Annotated in this window: 19 protein-coding genes; 6 read left to right on the plus strand and 13 right to left on the minus strand. The window is 72.9% G+C overall.

Annotated features, from left to right (window positions below):
* Positions 1-89: 89 nt before the first annotated feature.
* Genes N5I75_RS22170 through N5I75_RS22180 form a run of 3 tightly spaced genes read right to left on the minus strand, consistent with a single transcriptional unit; the run spans position 90 to position 3,132 of the window.
* Positions 90-1,382, minus strand: coding sequence for an ABC transporter substrate-binding protein (locus tag N5I75_RS22170; RefSeq protein ID WP_476679787.1), 1,293 nt, complete (start codon positions 1,380-1,382; stop codon positions 90-92).
* The gene (locus tag N5I75_RS22175; protein WP_476679789.1) at positions 1,379-2,209 is read right to left on the minus strand and encodes a carbohydrate ABC transporter permease; all 831 of its coding nucleotides are present in this window, start codon (positions 2,207-2,209) and stop codon (positions 1,379-1,381) included. The genes N5I75_RS22170 and N5I75_RS22175 overlap by 4 nt, the downstream gene beginning before the upstream one ends.
* Entirely contained in the window at positions 2,209-3,132 is a 924-nt protein-coding gene (locus tag N5I75_RS22180) for a carbohydrate ABC transporter permease (protein ID WP_476679791.1), read from the minus strand. The genes N5I75_RS22175 and N5I75_RS22180 overlap by 1 nt, the downstream gene beginning before the upstream one ends.
* A 167-nt stretch (positions 3,133-3,299) precedes the next feature.
* On the opposite strand from N5I75_RS22180, the gene N5I75_RS22185 reads away from it, so the two are divergent.
* Entirely contained in the window at positions 3,300-4,178 is an 879-nt protein-coding gene (locus N5I75_RS22185; protein ID WP_476679793.1) for a phosphotransferase enzyme family protein, read from the plus strand.
* A gap of 61 nt (positions 4,179-4,239) precedes the next feature.
* Here the strand turns inward: N5I75_RS22185 and N5I75_RS22190 are convergent, their stop codons facing one another.
* From N5I75_RS22190 to N5I75_RS22210, 5 genes are all read right to left on the minus strand, one after another.
* Positions 4,240-5,001, minus strand: coding sequence for an exonuclease domain-containing protein (locus N5I75_RS22190; protein ID WP_476679795.1), 762 nt, complete (start codon positions 4,999-5,001; stop codon positions 4,240-4,242).
* Positions 5,002-5,094: 93 nt separating this feature from the next.
* Complete coding sequence (locus N5I75_RS22195; RefSeq protein ID WP_476679797.1) at positions 5,095-6,360, minus strand: SAV2148 family HEPN domain-containing protein; 1,266 nt, start codon at positions 6,358-6,360, stop codon at positions 5,095-5,097.
* Between the two features lie 133 nt (positions 6,361-6,493).
* Entirely contained in the window at positions 6,494-7,810 is a 1,317-nt protein-coding gene (locus N5I75_RS22200; RefSeq protein WP_476679799.1) for a copper amine oxidase, read from the minus strand.
* Positions 7,811-7,868: 58 nt separating this feature from the next.
* On the minus strand, positions 7,869-8,033 hold the full coding sequence (locus N5I75_RS22205; RefSeq protein ID WP_476679801.1) for a hypothetical protein: 165 nt from the start codon (positions 8,031-8,033) through the stop codon (positions 7,869-7,871).
* Positions 8,034-8,125: 92 nt separating this feature from the next.
* Positions 8,126-8,662 carry a hypothetical protein gene (locus N5I75_RS22210; RefSeq protein WP_476679803.1) on the minus strand — a complete coding sequence of 179 codons (537 nt, stop codon included), beginning with the start codon at positions 8,660-8,662 and terminating at the stop codon, positions 8,126-8,128.
* Between the two features lie 160 nt (positions 8,663-8,822).
* Here N5I75_RS22210 and glgX point away from each other — a divergent pair, with 160 nt between their 5' ends.
* The 3 genes from glgX (at position 8,823) to N5I75_RS22225 (ending at position 14,734) form a co-directional block, all read left to right on the plus strand.
* Positions 8,823-10,940, plus strand: coding sequence for a glycogen debranching protein GlgX (gene glgX, locus N5I75_RS22215; RefSeq protein ID WP_476679805.1), 2,118 nt, complete (start codon positions 8,823-8,825; stop codon positions 10,938-10,940).
* An 83-nt stretch (positions 10,941-11,023) separates the two neighbouring features.
* Complete coding sequence (gene treY / locus N5I75_RS22220; RefSeq protein WP_476679807.1) at positions 11,024-13,384, plus strand: malto-oligosyltrehalose synthase; 2,361 nt, start codon at positions 11,024-11,026, stop codon at positions 13,382-13,384.
* A gap of 108 nt (positions 13,385-13,492) precedes the next feature.
* On the plus strand, positions 13,493-14,734 hold the full coding sequence (locus N5I75_RS22225; RefSeq protein ID WP_476679809.1) for a M14 family zinc carboxypeptidase: 1,242 nt from the start codon (positions 13,493-13,495) through the stop codon (positions 14,732-14,734).
* Between the two features lie 34 nt (positions 14,735-14,768).
* On the opposite strand, the gene N5I75_RS22230 is transcribed toward N5I75_RS22225, so the two are convergent.
* Positions 14,769-15,320 (minus strand): FHA domain-containing protein, encoded by a 552-nt coding sequence (locus tag N5I75_RS22230; protein WP_476679811.1) that lies wholly within the window; start codon positions 15,318-15,320, stop codon positions 14,769-14,771.
* 169 nt (positions 15,321-15,489) lie between these two features.
* On the opposite strand from N5I75_RS22230, the gene treZ reads away from it, so the two are divergent.
* Complete coding sequence (gene treZ, locus N5I75_RS22235; RefSeq protein ID WP_476679813.1) at positions 15,490-17,235, plus strand: malto-oligosyltrehalose trehalohydrolase; 1,746 nt, start codon at positions 15,490-15,492, stop codon at positions 17,233-17,235.
* Positions 17,236-17,242: 7 nt separating this feature from the next.
* Here treZ and N5I75_RS22240 read toward each other — a convergent pair whose 3' ends face one another.
* Both N5I75_RS22240 and N5I75_RS22245 read right to left on the minus strand, forming a co-directional pair.
* Entirely contained in the window at positions 17,243-18,148 is a 906-nt protein-coding gene (locus N5I75_RS22240; RefSeq protein ID WP_476679849.1) for a phosphotransferase family protein, read from the minus strand.
* Positions 18,145-19,281 (minus strand): M24 family metallopeptidase, encoded by a 1,137-nt coding sequence (locus N5I75_RS22245; protein ID WP_476679815.1) that lies wholly within the window; start codon positions 19,279-19,281, stop codon positions 18,145-18,147. Before N5I75_RS22245 ends, N5I75_RS22240 begins: the two co-directional genes overlap by 4 nt.
* Positions 19,282-19,488: 207 nt before the next feature.
* Between N5I75_RS22245 and N5I75_RS22250 the strand changes: the two genes are divergently transcribed.
* Positions 19,489-20,247, plus strand: coding sequence for a phosphodiesterase (locus N5I75_RS22250; protein WP_476679817.1), 759 nt, complete (start codon positions 19,489-19,491; stop codon positions 20,245-20,247).
* 49 nt (positions 20,248-20,296) lie between these two features.
* Here N5I75_RS22250 and N5I75_RS22255 read toward each other — a convergent pair whose 3' ends face one another.
* Together N5I75_RS22255 and N5I75_RS22260 are read right to left on the minus strand one after the other, a co-directional pair.
* Positions 20,297-20,875, minus strand: a complete 579-nt coding sequence (locus N5I75_RS22255; protein ID WP_476679819.1) for a PDZ domain-containing protein — start codon at positions 20,873-20,875, stop codon at positions 20,297-20,299.
* 60 nt (positions 20,876-20,935) lie between these two features.
* On the minus strand, positions 20,936-21,654 hold a 719-nt coding region (locus N5I75_RS22260; RefSeq protein ID WP_476679821.1), incomplete at its 5' end, for a multicopper oxidase domain-containing protein.

A 21,654-nucleotide genomic window follows, 5' to 3' on the forward strand; every position in this document is an offset into this window, starting at 1 on the left:
TTCGTCTTGTGCGCAGTCGCCTCGTCTCGTCTCGTCTCGTCCACAGTCGCTTCGTCTCGCCCGCAGCCGCTTCGTCGCCGTCGAGGCCGCTATCTCTGGTACCGGGCGAGCACCAGGTTCCCGTCCTCCACCAGGCGGTGCCGCAGCTCCCCCAGGCCGATCGCGCCGCTGTAGTACTCCTGCAGCGCCGGGGTCGCCACCTTGTCCTTCCACTCCGGGTAGCCGCGCACCGACTGGGCCGGGGCCGAGCGGAGGTGGGCGGCGAGGGCGGTGCCGGTCGCCCAGTCGTTCTCGGTGGTGTGCAGCGCGGGGTCCTTCAGCGCCCGCGTCCCGGTGGGCAGCATCCAGTCGCCGAGGGCGAGCCGGACCATGTTGCGCGGGCGGAGCAGGAAGTCGATGAACTCGGCCGCCTCCTTCTTGTGCGCGCTGTCCTCGGAGACGGACAGGGTCTGCGGGCTGACGCCCTGGGTGAGCCCGTCGGCCCCGGCCGGCGCGGGCAGCACCTGCCAGTCGAAGCCCTTGGGGGCCTGCTGCACGATCTGCTGCCGGTAGGAGAAGCCGAGCGGCACCATCGCGTACTTGCCCGCGAAGAAGCCGGGCAGCGTGTCGGAGCCGCCCATGCCGAGCGTCGTGCCGGACGCGCTGTGGTCGGCGTTCACCTGGTCGTGGACGGTGCGCGGCACGACCGCGTCCGCCGCGCCGAACCGGACCGTCACCTTGCCGTCCGCGCCCCGGTGGAACATCTGCCCGCCGGTGGACAGGGACAGGTTGAGGGTCGCCGAGACGGGCTCCTTGAGCGGCCAGGCGACGCCGTACGCGTCCTTGCTCCCGTCGGTGAGCCGTACAGCGGCCGCGCGGAACTCGGCCCAGGTCCACGGGTGTTCCGGCGTCGGGACGCGCACGCCCGACTCCTTCAGCCGTGCCGCGTTGGCGATCAGCACCCGGGGCTCCTGGAGGAACGGGACGCCGTAGACCCCGTCGCCGAAGGTCGCCGTCTCCCAACTCCGCCGCGGAATGTCGGCCTTGAGGCGGGCGGGGAGGTAGTCGCGCAGGTCGGCGAGGTAGCCGCCGTAGGCGAAGTCGGCCAGGTCGTCGGAGGCGTCGTGGATGATGTCGGGCGCCTCGCCCCCCTCGAACGCGGTGAGCAGCTGGTCGTGGACACTGTCCCAGCTGCCCTGCACGTACTTCACCTGGACGTCGGGGTGGGTCGCGTTCCACTCCTCGACGAGCTGCTTGTTGGCGTCGACGGACTCCTTCTGCCACGCGAGGGACTGAAACTCCAGGGTGACGCGCCCGCCCGTCTCCTTCGCCCCGGACGTGCATCCGGCGAGGAGGAGCGCCGCCGCGACGGTGGTCAGGAACTTCCGTGCCCGGCCCGTCATTTGACCGCCCCCGCCAGCATTCCGCCCGTGATCCGTTTCTGGATCACCGCGAAGATCACCAGGGACGGCAGTGTCGCCAGGAACGCCGCCGCGGCGAGCGGGCCGAGATCGGCGACGCCCTCGGCGCCGAGGAAGTGGGTCAGGATCACCGGCAGCGTCTGCCGCTCCGGCGATTTCATCAGGACCAGGGCGAAGAAGAACTCGTTCCAGGCGCTGATGAACGCGAACAGGCCCGTCGCGACGATGCCGGGCACGAGCAGCGGCGCCGTCACCGAGACCAGGATGCGCAGCCGCCCCGCCCCGTCGACCGCCGCCGCCTCCTCCAGCTCCCGCGGCACCGCCCGTACGTAACCGACCAGCATCCACAGCGCGAAGGGCAGCGCCCACACCACGTAGACCATGATCAGGCCCGGCAGCGCGTTGATCAGGTGCATGCTCTTCAGGATCAGGAACAGCGGAATGATGATGAGGACGAACGGGAACGCCTGGCTGATCACCACCCAGCCGGTCGCCCCCCGCGACACGAGCGAGCGGTGGCGGGCCATGACGTACGCCATCGGGACCGCGACGACCAGCGCGATCACCGCCGCGCAGACCGCGACCAGCAGCGAGTTCGCCGCCGCGCGCAGCAGGGGCTGCTCGTCGAAGGCCTGCCGGAAGTTGTCGAGGGTGGGGTCCTTCGGCAGCCAGGTGGGGTGCAGGCTCGCCAGTTCGCGCGGCGGCTTGAACGCGGTGGAGATCAGCCACAGGAACGGGAAGACGAGGAAGATCAGATAGGCCAGGAGCGCGAGGTACTGGCCCGCGCGGGCCGGCCGGGAGGCTTTCATCACTGCTCGTCGCCTCCCTTCAGACGGCCCACGAGGTAGAGGGCGAGGAGGATCGAGATGACGGCGACCATGACGCAGCCCATCGCCGCCGCGTAACCGAACTGCCCGTAGCGGAACGCCTCCTCGTACGCGAACAGCATCGGCAGGCGGGTGCGGCCGCCGGGCCCGCCGTTGGTCAGGACGTAGACCAGGGCGAAGCTGTTGAAGTTCCAGATGAAGTTCAGCGCGGTGATCGCCAGGGCCACGGGGCGGATCGCGGGCCACGTCACCGTGCGGAACCGGCGCCACGCCCCCGCCCCGTCCATCGCCGCCGCCTCGTGCAGCTCGCGCGGGGTGTGCTGCAACCCGGCGAGCAGCGCGACCGTCGTCTGCGGCATCCCCGCCCAGATCCCTACGACGATGACGGCGGGCAGCGCGGTCGCCAGGCCGGTCAGCCAGTCGCGGCCGTCGCCCAGGCCGAGCGTGCGCAGCGTTTCGTTGAGGATGCCCGCGTCCGGGTGGTAGACGAGGCGCCACATGATGCCGACGACGACCTCCGGCATCGCCCACGGCACGATCGCGAGCGCCCGCGCCAGCCAGCGAAAGCGCAGCTCCTGGTTGAGGAGCAGGGCGAGGCCGAGGGCGAGCAGGAACTGCGGCACCGTCACGCCGACCGCCCAGAGCAGGCCGATGCGGAACGACTCCCAGAAGAGCGTGTCGTGGAGGAGGTCCTGGAAGTTCAGGGTGCCGACCCACTGCGTCGCCGTGGTGCGGCCCGACTGGGAGTCGGTGAAGGCGAGCCCGATCCCGTAGAGCAGCGGGCCGACGCTGAGGACCAGGATCGGGAGGAGGGCGGGGAGCACCAGGAACCAGGCGCCGTGCTCGCGCTGCGGTCCGGACGCCGGTGGTCGCCCCGTCCGTGGTCGTGCGGTCGCCGAGGTCACGGGCGGCTCCTTGGACGGGTCCGATGGCGCTCGATCAGGTGTTCGCGGCCGTCCGGCGGCCCCCGTCATCGTGCTGAGCCGGTGCTACGACGTCAAGACATTCGGACGGGTGTCGGCCGGATGCGAGACTGGCCCGGTATTCGGCAGGACCGCACGGGAGGCGAGTGATGGACGAGGTACGGGCACGGGACGTGCTGGCGCGGGCGGGCGTCGTGGACGGCCCCGCGGACGGCGCGGAGCTGCTCGCGCTCGGCGAGAACGCGGTGTTCGCCGCCGGGGATCTCGTGATCAAGGTGGGCCGGGACAGCGGGCTCGCGCCCGAGCTGCTGGACCGGGCGCGGCGCGAGCTGGACATCGCCGGGTACCTCGCCGGGCACGGTGTCCCCGCCGTACGGGCCGCCAAGGCCGAGCCGCTCGTCGTCGAGGGGCATCCGGTGACCGTGTGGCACCGCATCCCCGACGCGGTCCGGCCCGCCGAGCCGCGCGACCTCGCGGAGCTGCTCAAGCTGGTGCACGCGCTGCCCGCGCCGGACTCGTTCACGCTGCCCCGGCGGGAGTTGCTGGGCGGTGTCGAGCGCTGGCTGCGGCTCGCGGGCGACGCGATCGATCCGGCCGACGCGGAGTACTTGCGTGAGCGGCGGGACGGGTTCGCCGCCGCGGCCGCCGCGCTGACGCCCCGGCTCGCTCCCGGGCCCATCCACGGTGACGCCCTGCCCCGTAATGTGCATGTCGGTCCCGACGGGCCCGTTCTGGTCGACCTTGAGACGTTCTCGGCTGATTTCCGTGAGCACGATCTCGTGGTGATGGCGTTGTCCCGGGACCGGTACGGGTTGCCTGCGGCGGCTTATGACGGTTTTGTCCGGGCGTACGGGTGGGATGTGCGGGAGTGGGAGGGGTGTGCGGTGTTGCGCGGGGCGCGGGAGACGGCGTCCTGTGCGTGGGTCGCGCAGCATGTGCCCAGTAATCCGGCGGCTCTGGCGGAGTTTCGGCGGCGGGTCGCTTCGTTGCGGGACGGGGACACGGGCGTTCGCTGGTACCCGTTCTGAGGTTCGGCCCGTTGGCGGGTGCGCCGCCGTTCGCACGGGGCTTCGCCCCGGACCCCAGTCCTCAAACGCCGGACGGGCTGGAATTGGCCGGGCTGGATTTTGCCGGGCTGGATGTGGCCGGGTCGGACTTGATCGGCCACGACGGGTCCACCACCGCTCCCTCCTCCCCCTTGCCCCGCAGGAAGTTCTGGAAGTCCGTCGCCCACCGGGCGTACCACTCCACCTGGCGGTGGTGCAGCTCCGCCGGGCCCAGGCCCGCCACCTTCGGGTGGCGGTCGGCTATCGCGCGGGCCAGGAGCGCCGCGGCCAGGGCGTCCGCCGAGGCGTCGTGGGCGGCGTCGAGCGTGACGCCGTACTCGGTGCAGACCGCCTCCAGGTTGCGCTTGCCCCGGCGGTAGCGGTCGGCGGTGCGGTCGATCGTGTACGGGTCGATCACCGGCGCCGGGTCCGTGCCGAGCCGCTCGCGCAGTGAGGGCAGGCCGTGGCGGGCCAGTTCGGCGGAGAGCAGGGTCAGGTCGAACGCCGCGTTGTACGCGACCACCGGGACGCCCGTGCTCCAGTACCCGACGAGGACGTCGGCGATGGCGTTCGCCACGCGGTCGGCCGGTGCGCCCTCCGCCCGCGCCCGCTCGTTGCTGATGCCGTGGACGGCGACCGCCTCGTCCGGGATGGGCACGCCCGGGTCGGCGAGCCACTGCTTGTGGCCGAGGACGGTGCCGTCCCTGACCTCTATGACGGCGCCGGTGACGATGCGCGCCTCGCGCGGATCCGTGCCCGTCGTCTCCAGGTCGAAGCCGACCATCAGCTCCCGGTGCCAGCCCATGGCAGCCCCCTTCTCGTGGTGCGTTCCCCCAGTGACCACCACCTTCGCACGCGCCACTGACAATCCCTCCGGGCGCCGGCCGCGAGGGGGCCCTCAGGACACCGGCCGCGCGTCCGCCCACGCCTGCTCGAACTCGTCCCGGTAGGTCACGAACAGGCCGTTCTCCGCGTCCGGCGAGGCGTTGGCCCGGACCGTGCGGCCGCCGCCGCGCAGCACGAGGACCGGCGCCTCCATGCCGCGCGAGCGGCGCAGATAGGACTGGACGACGGCGACGCCGTCCGCACCGTCGCCGTCGACGAGGTAGGCGGTGAAGCGCGGCGTCTCGTCGAAGACCTGGATCTCGAACGCTCCGGGGTCGCGGAGCCGGGCCCGGACCCGCCGCATGTGGAGAATGTTCATCTCGACGGCGCGGCCCAGTTCGCCCCGTTTGATACCGAGTTCCCGCTCGCGCCGTTTCACCGCGCTGGAGGCCGGGTTGAGGAAGAGCAGCCGTATCCGGGCGCCCGACTCGGCGAGGCGGACGAGGCGGCGCCCCGAGAAGTTCTGGACGAGCAGGTTGAGGCCGATGCCGATGGCGTCGAGGCGCCGGGCGCCGCCGAAGAGGTCCTCGGCGGGGAACTGGCGAAGCAGCCGCACCCGGTCGGAGTGGACGCCGACGACGTCCGCGAACCGGTCGCCGACCAGTTCCTCGACGGCGTCGATGGGCAGGCGGCGCGCCGAGGGGACGTCGGAGCCGGCGCCGAGCATCTCCAGGAGGCGGGCGGAGGCGCGCTCGGCCTGGGCGAGGACCGTCTCGTTGAGGGCCCGGTTGCGGGAGACCACGTTGCGGGTGACCTCCAGCTCGTCCAGGGCGAGCTCGACGTCGCGCCGCTCGTCGAAGTACGGCTCGAAGCACGGCCAGTGCTGCACCATCAGCTCCCGCAGCTGCGGGAGGGTAAGGAACGACAGCACGTTGTCGTCGGCCGGGTCGAGGAGGTAGCCCTTGCGGCGGCTGACCTCGCGCACGGCGACGGCCCGCTGCACCCACTCCTGGCCGGCGGGCCCGGCGGCGGCCACGACCCAGTCGTCGCCGTGCACGGGCTCGTAGACGGGCCGGAGCACGGCGGCGACGACGGCGCGCAGCCGCTGCTCGACCAGGTTCAGCCAGATGTAGGCGCGCCCGGCCCGCTGCGCGCGCGTACGGACCTCGCGCCACGCGTCGGGGCCCCAGTCCAGTTCGGGACCGATCTGGGACCCCACGTCCATGGGCCGGGCCAGTGACACCGCTTGGGGCGGGATGTCCGTGGCGGCTGCCCCCGGGCCCTCCTGGCCCTCGTGACCGTCGTCACCAGGGGGCAGCTCAAGCCCTCCCGAGCTCACCGGCTCCGCACCGCCTTCCGCTCCCCCGAGCTTGTCCGAGCTTGTTGAGCTTGCTGAGCACTCCCCCAACAACGATCAAGGAAGGGTACTCCGGGAGCGGCGGGCGGTGCAGCCGGATGGGAAGGAGAGTTTGTCAACGGCCCACCGGGGGAACCCCGTTCTGGTTCGCGAGGTCTCCCGGAGTGAGCGGGCTCATGGCGGTGACGTCGCGCGGGGCCAGCGAGAAGCCCTGCCAGTGGACCGGCATGGGCTGCTGGTCCTCGTCGCGGGCGATGTGGTGGAACCCTATGTTGACCCAGGCGATCGGGTTCACCAGGGTTTGGCCGTTGACCCAGGTGTCCACGCTCTTCCCGCCGCAGTTGGCGGCGGGGTTGTCGCTCGCGTACTGCTCGCACTTCTTGTACTCGGTGAAGTACAGGTCGTGCTTGGTGAACGAGCGCCCCGGGTACTTGGCCGAGCGGCCGGGCACGAATTCGTAGGACCTGGGGTGGCCGTCCTTGTTCTTGCCCGCCGTGGAGACCACGCGCCACCAGCGCATGTTCGCCGCGTCACCGGCGAGCTCCTTGGTGACGGGGGTCCTGGTGGTCTTCGTGGTGGGCGCGCCGCCGCCCTGCGGGGCGCTCACCTTCGAGTCGTACTGCTCGACCTTGCTCTTGCTGGAGCCGTCGAGGCCGAAGTTGACGCGCCAGAAGACGTTGTGGTTGTGGCTCTCGGCGTAGGCGCTCGCGCCCTTGCCGATGGGCCAGCCCTTGCCGTCGGTGCCCTCGTAGTCGTACGGGGAGAGGCTGCCGGTCGCGCCGACGTTGGAGGTGATCGTGCCGTCGGAGGAGAAGCGCCACTCGGTGATGTACTCGTACCAGGACGCCTTGTTCACGGTGTAGAGCAGCAGGTCCTTGCCCTGGGCCTGGTACACCTTGCCGTTGCCGCCGGTCGAGGGGTCGTCGTTGAGGCGGTACGCGTGCCCGCGCGCACGCGTGGTCGCGCACAGCCCGGCCACGTTGCCGATGCCGGGGACCTTCACGGTCTTGATGGTGCCGCCGGGGCACTCCGCGGGGCGCAGCGGTTGCAGCGCCTGGCCGAAGTCGGTGCCGGTGACGTCGTCGTACTCGGCCTTGCCGTCGTCGTAGGGGACATGGACCTGCGCGAGGCGGGCACTGGTGAGGACACGGATCGGCTTCGGCTCGCTCTTGGGCTGGTAGCTCACGTCGTCAAGGACGAGACCGGAGAGGGTGTTGTAGTGCCAGCACATGCGCCAGGTGGTACCGCCGTCGAGGGTCTGCTCGATCTTGTACGCGGCCGAGCAGGTGGGCGCGGCGGCAGCAGGCGCCTGGGGCGCGGCGGTCGCGGACGGTGTGGTGGCGAAGGCGGTGCCGAGCAGCGCGGTGACCGCGAGGCCCGTGAGGGCGGCCGCGGGCCTCGTGCGGGCGCGCCGGACTCTGTTCACGTGCATACGGAAGGGCTCCCTTGTGCAGGAGAGGTATGTGGAGGGTTCGGTGGCTCGACGGCGCTCAGGAGAGGCGGCTCACCGTGCGGTCGCTCAGGTCGATGATCAGGGCGCGGGTGTCGATCCACGGCCCGTTGACCACCTTGGCGATGACGCGCAGGCAGCGGTGGTCGCCGCAGTCGGTGAGGGCCGCCGGGACGCGCGCGACGGTCTCCTTGCGGAAGATCATGCCGCTGAGCTGGAGCTGTCCGGCCTTGGTGAGCTTCTTGCCGGTCGCGTCCTTGTAGTCGGCCTTGAGGCCGGCGCCGAGCCTGTTCGCTATCAGCAGGTCGGCCGCCTCGGCCAGTTCCCCTGGCTCGGCGGCGGCTGGACGCCCTGGTCGTTGCGCGTGTCCTCCACCTTGCCGGTGTCGAGGTTCACGGTCTTGGTGACGACGGTGTCGCTCTTGTAGTCGTAGGAGACGACGTCCGCGCGGCGCTGGGCGGCGGCCGCGCCGCTGAGGCCCGGGTCGATCTCCGTGAGGTTGGTGGACAGGTGCTGCGGGCCCCGGTCGCCGTCGACGTCCCGGGCGTTCATCCGCAGGTTGTTGTTCTGGACGGCCAGTTTCTCGGCCCGGTCGATCTCGGCGTCGGTGAGCGGATCCCGGCCGACCCCCTTCGCGCCCTCCTCGGGCGCTGCCTCGACCGTCCCCTCCGGGGCCACGGCGTCCCGCTGGGCCGTGCCCGCCCTGGCCGCCGCTCCGGCTTCGTCCCCCGCGCCGTCCGGCAGGCCCACGCCCACCGCCACGGCCGCACCGGCGGTGGCGAGCGCCACCGTGGCCACCAGCTTCCCGAGATGGCGTCTTGCTAGTTCGCGCACATCTTCCCCCTGCTCCCCCGGCAGTCCCACGTGTGGGCATACCGGATGTACGTGGTCTTCCTGTAAGAGGGGTCCAACTCGAAGGTGGTTCCGTCCATTTCGGGGACAGACTCACTGGTGTCGCCCGGACCGCCGGGCCGGAAGTGGAAGAGTCGTCAGCATGCAGGTCTGGCCTGGACAGGCGTATCCGCTCGGTGCCACGTACGACGGCGCCGGAACCAATTTCGCGGTCTTCTCCGAAGCCGCCGACCGAATCGAGTTGTGCCTGTTGCAGGACGACGGTTCGGAGACGGCGGTCGAGCTGAGAGAGTCCGACGCGTTCGTCCGGCACGCCTACCTCCCCGGCATCATGCCGGGGCAGCGGTACGGCTACCGGGCGCACGGCCCCTACGACCCCGCGCGCGGGATGCGCTGCAACTCCGCGAAGCTGCTCCTCGACCCGTACGCGCGCGCCATCAGCGGGCGCATCGACTGGACGGAGGCGGTGTACGGATATCCGTTCGGTTCGCCGGAGGAGCGCAACGACCTCGACTCGGCGCCGCACATGATGGCGTCGGTCGTGGTGAACCCCTACTTCGACTGGGGCGACGACCGCCCGCCGCGCACCGAGTACCACGAGACGGTGCTCTACGAGGCCCACGTGAAGGGCCTCACGATGCGCCACCCGGCGCTCCCCGACGAGCTGCGCGGCACCTACGCGGCGCTCGCGCACCCGGCGATCATCGAGCACCTCACCGAACTGGGCGTCACCGCCCTTGAGTTGATGCCGGTCCATCAGTTCGTCAACGACCACCGCCTGGTCGAGATGGGCCTGAACAACTACTGGGGCTACAACACGATCGGCTTCTTCGCCCCGCACAACACCTACGCCTCCTGGGGCGACCGGGGCGAGCAGGTCCTGGAGTTCAAGTCGGCGGTGCGGGCGCTGCACCAGGCGGGCATCGAGGTCATCCTGGACGTCGTCTACAACCACACGGCCGAGGGGAACCACCTGGGCCCGACACTCTCCTACAAGGGCCTCGACAATTTGTCGTACTACCGCCTCACCGATGACCCCCGGTACTACATGGACACGACGGGCACGGGCAACTCGCTCCTGATGCGGTCGCCGCACGTCCTCCAGATGATCATGGATTCGCTGCGCTACTGGGTCGAGGAGATGCACGTCGACGGGTTCCGCTTCGACCTGGCGGCCACCCTGGCGCGCCAGTTCCACGAGGTGGACCGGCTCTCGTCCTTCTTCGACCTGGTGCAGCAGGACCCGGTCGTCTCGCGCGTGAAGCTCATCGCGGAGCCCTGGGACGTCGGCGAGGGCGGCTACCAGGTGGGCAACTTCCCGCCCCTGTGGACCGAGTGGAACGGCAAGTACCGCGACACCGTACGGGACCTGTGGCGGGGCGAGCCGCGCACCCTGGCGGAGTTCGCGGGCCGGCTCACCGGCTCCTCGGACCTCTACCAGGACGACGGCCGCCGCCCGCTCGCCTCGATAAACTTCGTGACCTGCCACGACGGGTTCACCCTGCACGACCTGGTGGCGTACAACGACAAGCACAACGACGCCAACGGCGAGGAGAACCGGGACGGCGAGAGCCACAACCGGTCGTGGAACTGCGGCGCCGAGGGCGAGACCGACGACCCGGCCGTCCTCGATCTGCGGGCCCGCCAGATGCGCAACTTCGTGGCGACGCTGATGCTGTCCCAGGGCGTGCCGATGCTCAGCCACGGGGACGAGTTCGCCCGCACCCAGGGCGGCAACAACAACGCGTACTGCCAGGACAACGAGGTCGCGTGGGTGCGCTGGGCCGACCCGGACGAGCCGCCCGAGCCGCTCCTGGAGTTCACGCGCGCGATGGTGCGGCTGCGCCGCGAGCACCCCGTCCTGCGCAGGCGCCGCTTCTTCCACGGCCGCCCGGTGGAGGGCACGCACGACGAGCTGTCGGACATCGCCTGGTTCACCCCCGAGGGCGAGGAGATGACGCAGGAGGACTGGACGGCGGCGCAGGCCCGCTCCTTGTCGGTGTTCCTCAACGGCAACGCGATCTCCGAGCCGGGTCCGCGCGGCGAGCGCATCGCCGACGACTCGTTCCTGCTGCTGTTCAACGCCTCGCCCGAGGTGCAGGAGTTCGTGGTGCCCATGGACCACGGCCGCCAGTGGCAGCCGGTCGTCGACACGGCGCTGCCGACCGGCCTGCCCACGGACGACGGCCCGAAGGTCCAGGCGGGTGACCGTCTGGAGCTGCTCGGACGGAGCCTCACGGTGCTGCGACGGCCCGCGTAGGGGGTTCCGGAGCGTTTCACCGCGGCGCGCCGCAGCGCCGCGGTGAACGCACGAACGGCGCCCTTGGGGGTAAGTAATCTCGCATGACGCCTCACGCCCCGACGGCCACCTACCGGCTCCAGCTGCAACCCGACGTCGGCTTCGCGGCAGCGGCCGCCGCCGTCCCGTACCTGGCCTCCTTAGGGGTCTCCCATCTGCACCTGTCGCCGGTCCTTGAGGCCGTGCCCGGGTCGACGCACGGCTACGACGTGGTGGACCCCGCGCGCGTGCGGGCCGAACTGGGCGGTGAGGAGGGGCTCCGGGCGCTCGCCGCCAAGGCGCGCGAGCACGGCCTCGGCCTCGTCGTCGACATCGTGCCCAACCACATGGCCGCCTCCGTGCGCCACAACAGGCCGCTGTACGAGGTCCTGCGCGACGGCCCCACGTCGCCTTACGCGCGCTGGTTCGACATCGACTGGGAGGCGCAAGGGGGCCGGGTCCTGCTGCCCGTCCTGGGCGGCCCCGTCGGGGACGAGCTGGCCGCCTTCGAGGTGGAGGGGGACGTGCTGCGCTACTACGACCACGTCTTCCCCCTGCGCGAGGGCACCCGCACGCTGCCGCTGCCCCAGCTCCTCGACGCCCAGTGGTACCGCCTCGCCTGGTGGCGCCTCGCCCGCACCGAGCTGAATTACCGGCGCTTCTTCACCATCTCCGACCTCATCGGGGTCCGCCAGGAGGACCCCGAGGTCTTCGAGGAGACCCACGCGACGATCCTGCGCCTGCTGCGCGAGGGCGTCGTCGACGGGTTGCGCATCGACCACCCCGACGGCCTCGCCGACCCCGGCGGCTACCTCCAGCGCCTCGGCGAGGCGACGGGCGGCCGGTGGACCGTCGTCGAGAAGATCCTGGAGGACGACGAGCACCTGCCCGCCGCCTGGCCGGTCGCCGGGACCACGGGCTACGACGCGCTGCGCCACATCGACGGCCTCTTCACCGACCCGGCGGGCGCCGACGAGCTGCTCGGCCTGTTCCGCCGCTACACGGGCGTCACGGCCGACCGCGGCGGCGAGTGGGCGGCCACCGCCCGCCGCGCCGCCCACCGCGTCGTCACGCACGAGCTGGCCGCCGAGGTGGACCGCCTCACGCGCGAGGCCACCGCGCTGTGCGCCGGGACGCCCGCGCTGCGCGACCACGCGCCCTGGGCGCTGCGCACGGCCCTGCGCGAGCTGCTGGTGCGCGTCCCGGTGTACCGGCCGTACGTGGCCGGGGGCGTCGACCCGGAGACCGTGCTCACGGCGTCCGACGCGGCCGACGCGAAAGCCGCGTTCACCGTCGCCGAGGAGGCCCGCGCCGTCGACGCCGTACGCGACCTGGCGCTCGGGCGGCACGGGGACTCGCCCCGGCACACGGCGTTCCGGGCGCGGTTCGCACAGGCGTCGTCGGCGCTGCGGGCCAAGTCGGTCGAGGACACCGCGTTCTACCGGTACACGCCGCTCCTGTCGGCCCTGGAGGTCGGCGGCAGCCCGCAGAACCCTGCGGTCCCCGCCGAGGCGTTCCACGCGTACTGCGCGCGCGTGCAGCGGGACTGGCCCTACACCTCGACCGCCCTGTCGACCCACGACACCAAGCGCAGCGCGGACGTCCGGGCGGGCATCGCCGTCCTCAACCAGTGCCCCACGCAGTGGGAGGCGCTGCTCGCCCTGGTGACCGAGCGGACCGCGCGCGGCGGCGCCACCAGCGCGCCCGACCCGCAGCTCGCCTGGGCCGCCTGGCAGACGGTGGCCGGGCTCGGCCCCGCGGATCCGGAGCGGCTGCAAGGCGCCCTGCTCAAGCACGCGCGCGAGGCGGGCCTGTTCACGACGTGGACCGAGCAGGACGAGGCCTACGAGAGCGCCCTGCGGGACTTCGTGGCGTCCGGCCCCTGCGGCCCGCCCGGGGAGGAGGTGCTGCGCTTCATGGCGGACCTCGCGCCCCACGTACGGGCCAACGTCCTCGGCGCTGCCCTGGCGCACCTCACCATGCCGGGCGTCCCGGACGTCTACCAGGGCACCGAGCACGCGTACCGCGCCCTGGTGGACCCGGACAACCGGACGCCCGCCCGCTTCGAGGCCGCCGAGAAGCCGGGCACGCTCTCCGCGGAGAAGGAGGCGCTGACCAAGGCGGCGCTCCACCTGCGCAGGGAGCACCCGGAGTGGTTCGGCGGCGCGGCCACCTACGAGCCGCTGCCCGCGGAGGGCCCGGCCGGGCAGCACTGCGTGGCGTACGCGCGCTCGGGCCACGTCGTCGTGGCCGTCACCCGGCTCTCCCTGCGGCTCGCGGAGGCGGGCGGCTGGCAGGACACGCGGCTCACGCTGCCGCCCGGTGACTGGACGGAACTGCTCGACCCGGGACGTCAGTTCGGCGGCCACGCGCGCGTGGCGGAGCTTTTCCGGCGGTCACCGGTGGCGTTGCTCGTACGCGCGTGAGCCGAGCGGCGTAGCCTGCACCGGCGACGGGGCTGTACACAAGCCTTCTTGACAGGCACGGCGGAGCGTGGGGTACTGCGGATGCTGACGCCAGGAGCACCAGCGGGGGTGAGTCATCTGACGGAGCAGCGGTACCCCACCACGGCCGAACTGGCCCAGTCAGCGCGGGAGCTGGCGACTCACCGGCCCGATCTGTGCCGACTACGCCGGATCGGCACGTCACGTGGGGGCCGCCCCCTGCATCTGCTGTCCGTCGGGCACGACCCGCGTACCGTCCTCGTCGTCGCGGGCGCGCACGCCAACGAGCCGACGGGCGGCCCGACCGTGCTGCACCTGGCGGAACGGGCGCTGCTCGAACCGGCGTTGCGCGCCGACCGCTCCTGGCACTTCCTGCTCTGCGCCGACCCGGACGGCGCGGCGCTGCACCGCACCCCCGCCCCCCGCTCCCTGCTCGACTACCACCGGCACTTCTTCCGCCCCGCGGGCCCCGAGCAGCCCGAGTGGTCGCCCTCGGTGCTGCCGCCGAACCGGCTCCCGCCGGAGACGACGACGCTGACCGGGGCCATCGACGCACTGCGCCCCTACCTCCAGGTCTCCCTGCACGGGACCGAACTCGGCGGCAGCTGGGTGCAGCTGACCCGCGACATACCCGGGCTCGCGGAGGCGTTCGCCAAGTCGGCGGCCGAGCTCCACATACCGGTGGAGACGGGCGCCTGCGACGCGGCGGGCTGGCCGACGTCCGGGCCGGGCGTCCATGTGATGCCGGGCCTCGACGCGCAGGCCGCGTTCCCGAGCCTGCCCGACGACGCCCGGCACTCCACCTGGCACCACGCGCACCGCTACGGCGGCTCCACGGCCATCATCGAGGTGCCGATGTGGGCCAGCGACCTGGTCGACGACCCGGCCCCGCACCCCGCCGCGGAACGGGCGCTGCGCCGCATCTCGGCCCGGCTCAGCCGCGACACCCGGCTCGTCGAGGCGGTCCTCATGGAGGCCCTGCCCCGGCTCCCGGACACCACGGGCCCGCTGCTGCGCGCCGCCCGCTGGGCGCTGAGCCTGGTCCCCGGCCTCGCGGACGACTGGGTGCAACCGCCCCCGCCGGACGCGACGATGGCCTACGTCGGCAGCATCGACGCCTTCGCGCGCCGCCTCCCGCTGCGGGCCGCGGCCATGCTCCTGCGCGTCCTGGAGGAGGCCGGCGACCCGGCGGCCCCTCGCCTCGACGCCCTCGTCACCCGCTGGTGCGAGGTGTACGGGGCACGCTTCAACGCGCGGTGGGTGCCGGTGGCGCACCAGATCGAGCACCAGGCCCGTACGACGATCGCGGCGGTCCGGTTCGCGCGGGGCTGAGCAGGCGCCGCGAGGCCGTCCGCCTCAGTCCGCCTCAGTCGGCCGAGAGCCGGAACGACATGCGGCCGAAGCCGACCTGGTCACCGGCCTGGACGACGGCGGCGCCGGTCACCCTGCGGCCGTTCACCGACGTGCCGTTGGTGGAGCCGAGGTCCCGCAGGACCCACATGCCGCCCTGGCGGCTCAGCTCGGCGTGCACCCGGGAGACCGTGTCGTGGCTCAGGCGCAGCCCGTTGGCCGGGTCGCGGCCTATGCGCAGCGGGTAGGGGCTGCCCGGTGGCGGGAGCAGCAGCTTGGGCAGCCGCTCGACGGTCCAGGCCCTGCGCATCCGCACGGTGAACCCGGAGACCGCGCCGACGGCCCCGAGGACCGCGCGGGACCAGCGGTTCTCGCCGCGCAGATCGGCGGTGAGCGCGTGCAGTTCGTCGGACCTGCGGGCGGCGAGCGCCAGCTCCATGCGGCGCACGAACGTGTCGTGCGACAGACGCCCGAGCGCGACGCCGTCCCTGAGCACCGCCAGCGCACGGTCCCGCTCGGCGTCGGTGAGCCGTGCGGGGTACGTCTGGTGTTCAAAAGAGGACGTCACGCCTGTGATTGTCGGGCAGCACGGCCGAAGTGTCCAGAAAACGAAGGACGCCCGCGGGCACAAAAGAACCGGCCAGTAGTGGCGATTTACCGGCGAAACGATCACTCCTGGCGCAGGATGGACGCGTCGTCACTGTCGGCAGACATCCGGCTACGAGGGGGAGACGTCCGTGCGTTTCGAGGTGTGGGCACCCAAGGCAGAGCAGGTCACGCTCCATTGCGACGGCGCCGCGCGGGCGTTGGAGCGCGACGCCGGCCGCGCGGGCTGGTGGTCGGGCGAGGCGGAGGCGCGGGACGGGTCGCGGTACGGATTCGCGCTCGACGACGGACCCGTGCTGCCCGACCCGCGCTCGCGCCGTCAGCCCGACGGGCCCGACGGCCTGAGCGCGGTCGTCGACCACGACCGGCACGGGTGGCAGGCGGGCTGGGCGGGCCGGGACCTGACCGGTGCGGTCCTCTACGAGCTGCACGTGGGCACGTACACGCGCGAGGGCACGCTCGACGCGGCCGCCGAGCGCCTCGCCCACCTGGTCGACCTCGGCGTCACGCACGTCGAGCTGATGCCGCTGTGTCCCGTCCCCGGCCGGCACGGCTGGGGGTACGACGGGGTCAGCCTGTGGGCGGTGCACGAGCCGTACGGCGGTCCGGAGGCGCTGAAGCGGTTCGTCGACGCCGCGCACGAGCTGGGGCTCGGCGTCGTCCTGGACGTCGTGCACAACCATCTGGGCCCGGCCGGGAACTATCTGCCCGCGTTCGGCCCGTACTTCACGGACACCTACCACACGCCGTGGGGCAGCGCCGTGAACCTGGACGCCCCCGGCTCCGACGAGGTCCGCGCCTACCTCGTCGGCAGCGCCCTCGCCTGGCTGCGCGACTACCGCGTCGACGGCCTGCGTCTGGACGCCGTCCACGAACTGCACGACCGGCGCGCCCTGCCCTTCCTGGAGGAGCTGTCGACGGCCGTCGACGGCCTCGCCGAACGGCTCGGCCGCCCGCTGTTCCTGATCGCCGAGTCCGACCTGGACGACCCGCGCATGATCACCCCGCGCGCGGAGGGCGGCCTCGGCGTGCACGCGCAGTGGAACGACGACGTGCACCACGCCGTCCACGCGGCCGTCACCGGGGAGGGCGACGGCTACTACGCCGACTTCGCGCGCGAGCCGCTCGCCGCCGTCGCCAAGACGCTGACGCGCGGCTTCTTCCACGACGGCACGTACTCCTCGTTCCGCGGCCGCCACCACGGCCGCCCCCTGGACCGCGCCCGCACCCCCGCGCACCGCCTTCTCGCCTACACGCAGACCCACGACCAGATCGGCAACCGGGCGCAGGGCGACCGGCTCGCCGCGAACGTCTCCCCCGGCCTTCTCGCGTGCGCGGCGACGCTCGTCCTGACCAGCCCCTTCACGCCGATGCTGTTCATGGGCGAGGAGTGGGCGGCGAGCACCCCGTGGCAGTACTTCACCGACCACACCGACCCCGAACTCGCGGAGGCCGTGCGCAAGGGCAGGCGCCGGGAGTTCGCCGCGCACGGCTGGGCCGAGAAGGACATCCCCGACCCGCAGGACCCGGCCACGCGCGAACGTTCCTGCCTCGACTGGTCGGAGCAGGCCACGGGCCACCACGCGCGCGTGCTGTCCTGGTACCGCGACCTGATCGCCCTGCGCCACGCCCGGACGGACCTCCAGGACGCGGATCTGGCGGCGGTCAAGGTCGCCTTCGACGAGGAGGCCCGCTGGATCGCGTACCGCCGGGGCGACCTGCGGGTGGCGGTGAACCTGTCGGCGGACCCGGTGTCGATCCCGCTGGGCCGCCCGGTCGCGCAGATCCTCGCGGCGTGGGAGCCGGTGGAACTGCCGGGGCCGGACGGGCTTCTGACGGTGCCGGGCGAGTCGTGCGTGGTGGCCGTAGCTCCTTGAGGGGTCTTCAGACCAGCTCCAGCAGGATCGGCTCCCAGGCCCGCTCCAGCTGGACCCGCAGGAGCGGTACGGGGCTGTCCGCGTCGGCGCCGTGGAGGCGGTCGGCGAGGCGGAGCAGGGTGTCGCAGCGGGCCAGCCACAGGCCGCGCAGGCAGACCCGGGGGCCGTGTCCGGCGAGGGTCGCCGAGCGGACCGCCGCCCGCGCCCCGACCGCGATCGCGAGGCCCGCGATGTCCTCGGCCGGATCGCCGGCCACGGCGTCGGTCCAGTCGAGGACGCCGCGCACCCGCCCGCCCCGGTCGACCCTGAGGTGCTCGCCCTTGAGGTCGTGGTGGACGAGGACCGGGTCGCCCAGGGGGCCGAGCTGGACGACGGCCCGGGGCGTCAGCTGGTCGAGCCGCTCCGCCTCGAACTCGTCGTCCGCGTCGAGCTTCCGGGCCGCCGCACCGGCCGCCCTGCGCAGGTTCTCAAGGGAGCGCGGGGCCGCCTTCGGCACGCCGAGCGCCGCCGCGCGGGCCACCGGCACCTCGCGCAACCCGGTGAGCAGCCCGGCGAGGTCCTCCTCCCCGGCGGCCGTGACGTCCCTGACCTCCCCGGAGTCGCCGGGCAGCCGCGTGTCCAGGGTGCAGGCGAGCCCTGCCGCCCACTCCCCGGACGCGACGGACGCGGGCACGCCGACCGCGACGTAGGGCCGGACCAGGTCCCGTAGCCGGATCTCGCGGCGCAGCCGGTGTGCGGCCTGCACGTCGGGGGCGAGGCGCAGGACGTGCCGGTCCCCGACCCACCAGGTGGCGTGCTCGCCGCCCTCGGCGACCGGGCGCACCTCGGCGCCGCCGCCGTCCGGGAGCAGGGTCGCGAGGAGGCGGCGCACGGTGGCGGCGGTGAGCGGCTCCGGGGTCGGCATGGCCGTCAGCCCACGATCGCCAGGTCCCGGGGCGTCGCGTTGAGGCGCCGGCCGCCGTCCTCGGTGACGGTGACGATGTCCTCGATCCGGACGCCGAAGCGTCCCGGCAGGTAGATGCCGGGCTCCACGGAGAAGCACATGCCGGGCACGAGCGGCTGCTCCTCGCCCTCGATCATGTACGGCGGCTCGTGCGTCGTGACGCCGATGCCGTGCCCGGTGCGGTGGATGAAGTACTCGCCGTACCCGGCGTCGCTGATGATCTTGCGGGCGACCCGGTCGACCTCCTGGCAGGCGATGCCGGGCCGCACGGCGTCGCAGGCGGCGGTCTGCGCCTCGCGCACGACGTCGTGCACGCGCCGCTCCTCGTCGGTGGGCTCGCCGACGTGCACGGTGCGGGAGGTGTCGGAGCCATAGCCGTGCTTGAGGCCGCCGAAGTCGAGGACGACCATGTCGCCGTCCTGGATGACGCGCTCGCCCGGCGCGTGGTGCGGGTCGGCACCGTGGGGACCGGAGCAGACGAGAGTGAAGTCGACCTGCTCGTGCCCGAACTGCCGCAGCAGACCGTCGAGTTCGCGGGCGATGTCGCTCTCCTTGCGACCGCCGAAGGTGGTTTTCCTGATCTCCTCGTACGTGGCGTCGGCCGCGGCGCCGGCGGCCGCGAGCCGCTCCAGCTCGGCGGCGTCCTTGACCCCGCGCAGCATCGGCAGCGCCTGGGTCAGCGAGACGTAGGAGGTGTCGGGCAGGGCCTGCTGGAGACCGAGCAGGTGCATGGCCCAGGCGTTGTCGCTGACGCCGAAGCGGCCCGCTCCGCCCCGCGCGCCGAGGAGCGGGGCGGCGACGGTGTACGGGTCCTTGCCGTCGGTCCAGTCGCGCAGGGTCATCGCGTCGGCCCCGGCGGCCTTGGCGGCGTCCGGCGCCTCCAGGGTCGGCACGACGAGCGTCGGCTCCTGCCCCTCGGCGAGCACCAGGAGCGTGAGCCGCTCGGTGTCGGCCGGCACGTGGTACCCGGTGAGCCACACCAGGTCCGGACCCGGCGCGACGAGCACCCCCGCGAGCCCGGCGTCGGCGGCGGAGCGCGCGGCGCGCTCCATCCGGGCCCGGTAGTCGGCGGCGGTGAAGGGGGCGGGTGTGCCGGTCGTCATGCGGGGGCCTCCTGGGCGCGGGACGGGTGCGGGGCGTCTACGGGAGCATCCTGCCCGGCCGGGGAGGCGGGCGCGAGTCCGTTCCCGCACCTTCCCGCGCCCCTGTCCCGCACTGACGGGAAGGGCATTGCCCCAGCGCCTGAGCTAATGGTTGGATCGGCCTGTACCGTTAGCGACCCGCCGACGCTCCCCGAAGGACGTACGCCCATGCTCGTGCTGGCCCAGATCAGCGATCTGCACCTCGACGGCACCCCGCGCGCCACCGAGCGCGCCCGCCGCGTCCTCGACCACCTGCGCGCGCTGCCGGGCCCGGTGGACGCGCTCCTGGTCACCGGGGACATAGCCGACCACGGCGCGGAGCCGGAGTACGCGGAGGCGGCCGGGCTGCTCGGACTGCGCGCCCCGGCGGCCCCGCTGCCGTTCCCGGTCCTGCTCTGCCCCGGCAACCACGACAGCCGGGTCCCTTACCGTGAAGTCCTGTTGCGCGAGCCCGGGGCCGAAGGGCCGGTCAACCGTGTCCACCGGGTGGGCGGCGCGGCCGTCCTCATGTGCGACTCCAGCATCCCGGGCGAGGACGAGGGCGCCCTGGACGAGGAGACGTACGCCTGGATCGAGGAGCAGCTCGACGCGCTCGACGGCGACACGCCCGTCCTCATCGCCTTCCACCATCCGCCGGTGGCGCTGCACCACCCGCTGCCCGACCGCTACGTCCTCGCGCGGCCGCGCTCACTGGCGCGGCTCCTCGAACGCAGACCGGAGATCGTCGCGGTGCTCACCGGGCACGCGCACACACCGGCCGCGACGACGTTCGCCGGGCGGCCGCTGGTCGTGGGGCCCGCGGTGACGTGGACGCTGCGGCTCCCGTGGGAGGGCGAGCAGGTCGCGGACCGGGAGGCGCCGGTGGGGCTCGCGTTCCATGTGCTGGACGACGAGCGGCGGCTGACGACGCACTTCCGCACGGTCTGACGCACGGCCGGTCCGCAGCTTGTTCGGTCTGACGCGCGGTCGACGGCTGTCATGTGACGAGGCCGGGCGTCGCCGCCAGCGCCTGGCGCGCGCCGTCACGATGGCGCACCGTGAGGATCGCCTGCCGTCCCGGGAGGGCGTCCGCGACCCGGGCCACCAGGTCGCGCGCCGAACCGATCTCCACCGTGCCGACGTGCGTGACGATGTCGCCGCGCACCAGCCCGGCCGTGTATCCGGACCCCGGGACGTGCACGGCGACGACGAGCGCGCCGGACCCCTGCGGGGCGTCGACCACTTCCACGCCGAGGCTGCCGCGGGCGGCGGCCGCACTCGGACTCGGGCTCGCGCTCGCGCTCGCGCTCGCGCTCGGCGAGGGTGACGGGGCGGACGGTTCCGCCGGGTCCGCGGCCGCCGCCTTCCCCGGCTGGGCCTCGGCCATCCTGCTCATGCCGACGACCGTGGTGCCGACCGCGCCGAGGCCCACCCCGGCGAGGACCAGGACCAGGGCGCAGACCAGCCCGGCCGGCAGCCCGAGCGGCCGGCGGCCGTCCCGTACGGCGTTCGGACGGCGGGAGGGCTCCCCCGCCGTCCCGGGCATCGATCTCGGCCGCAGCGCTGTTCGTTCCATGGGCGAAGCCCTACCCGTCGCGGTCCGCCGCCACGGACCACGAACGGGTGAGAGCGCGGGCTACGCGTGCCCTCCGTGGCCGCCGCCGTGCCCGGCCCCGTGGTCGAACTTGAGCGCTTCCTCCGGCATCACCACGAACGGCCGCATCATGCCCATGTCCTCGTGTTCGAGGAGATGGCAGTGGTACATGAACCGGCCGTACGCCCCGTCGAATGTGCCCATGACGCGCAGCATCTGACCGGGCAGGGCGCGGAAGACGTCCTTGTACCCCTGCTCGTTGGGCGGCAGCGGGACCGGCCTGGAACCGTCGTACGCGACCGGCTCCGTCGTGCCGCCGATCTCCGTGCTGAACCCGGAGGCGTCGTAGCTGTCGCGGCCGAGGATCTGGAAGTCGGCCAGGTGGATGTGCATGGGGTGGACGACCGGTGGGTTCACCGCGAGGTTCAGGAAGCTCCACTGCTCGTGGCTGCCCTCGGCGACGGTGAAGCCGAGCCCGTCGTTGAAGGTCCGGGCGATCCGCCGGTAGGTCTTCAACCGGCCCTGGTCGTCGAGGACCTGGATGTAGCCCTCGGCCGGGAGCTGGAGGCCCTCGGTGTCCTCGACCTCCGCCATCTCCCACATCTCGGGGTGCCCGCCGCCGCCCTTGGTCGCGGGCGGGGTCAGCACGACGAGCCGGTGCCCGTGCTTGATGTCGTGGGTCAGCTTCCGGAAGGAGCCGGAGACCGCCTCGGGCAGCGTGAACGGGTCGGGCTCGCACTCCTCGCCCACCCGGAACTCCA

This window comes from Streptomyces sp. R818, assembly GCF_056172735.1.

Excerpts from the sequence above, each read along its gene's own strand:
- N5I75_RS22245 (WP_476679815.1), bottom strand. The coding sequence starts at position 19,281 with ATGACGACCGGCACACCCGCCCCCTTCACCGCCGCCGACTACCGGGCC.
- N5I75_RS22255 (WP_476679819.1), bottom strand. The coding sequence starts at position 20,875 with ATGGAACGAACAGCGCTGCGGCCGAGATCGATGCCCGGGACGGCGGGG.
- N5I75_RS22175 (WP_476679789.1), bottom strand. The coding sequence starts at position 2,209 with ATGAAAGCCTCCCGGCCGGCCCGCGCGGGCCAGTACCTCGCGCTCCTG.
- N5I75_RS22250 (WP_476679817.1), top strand. The coding sequence starts at position 19,489 with ATGCTCGTGCTGGCCCAGATCAGCGATCTGCACCTCGACGGCACCCCG.
- N5I75_RS22205 (WP_476679801.1), bottom strand. The coding sequence starts at position 8,033 with ATGATCTTCCGCAAGGAGACCGTCGCGCGCGTCCCGGCGGCCCTCACC.
- N5I75_RS22170 (WP_476679787.1), bottom strand. The coding sequence starts at position 1,382 with ATGACGGGCCGGGCACGGAAGTTCCTGACCACCGTCGCGGCGGCGCTC.
- treY (WP_476679807.1), top strand. The coding sequence starts at position 11,024 with ATGACGCCTCACGCCCCGACGGCCACCTACCGGCTCCAGCTGCAACCC.
- N5I75_RS22185 (WP_476679793.1), top strand. The coding sequence starts at position 3,300 with ATGGACGAGGTACGGGCACGGGACGTGCTGGCGCGGGCGGGCGTCGTG.
- N5I75_RS22200 (WP_476679799.1), bottom strand. The coding sequence starts at position 7,810 with ATGCACGTGAACAGAGTCCGGCGCGCCCGCACGAGGCCCGCGGCCGCC.
- N5I75_RS22190 (WP_476679795.1), bottom strand. The coding sequence starts at position 5,001 with ATGGGCTGGCACCGGGAGCTGATGGTCGGCTTCGACCTGGAGACGACG.
- glgX (WP_476679805.1), top strand. The coding sequence starts at position 8,823 with ATGCAGGTCTGGCCTGGACAGGCGTATCCGCTCGGTGCCACGTACGAC.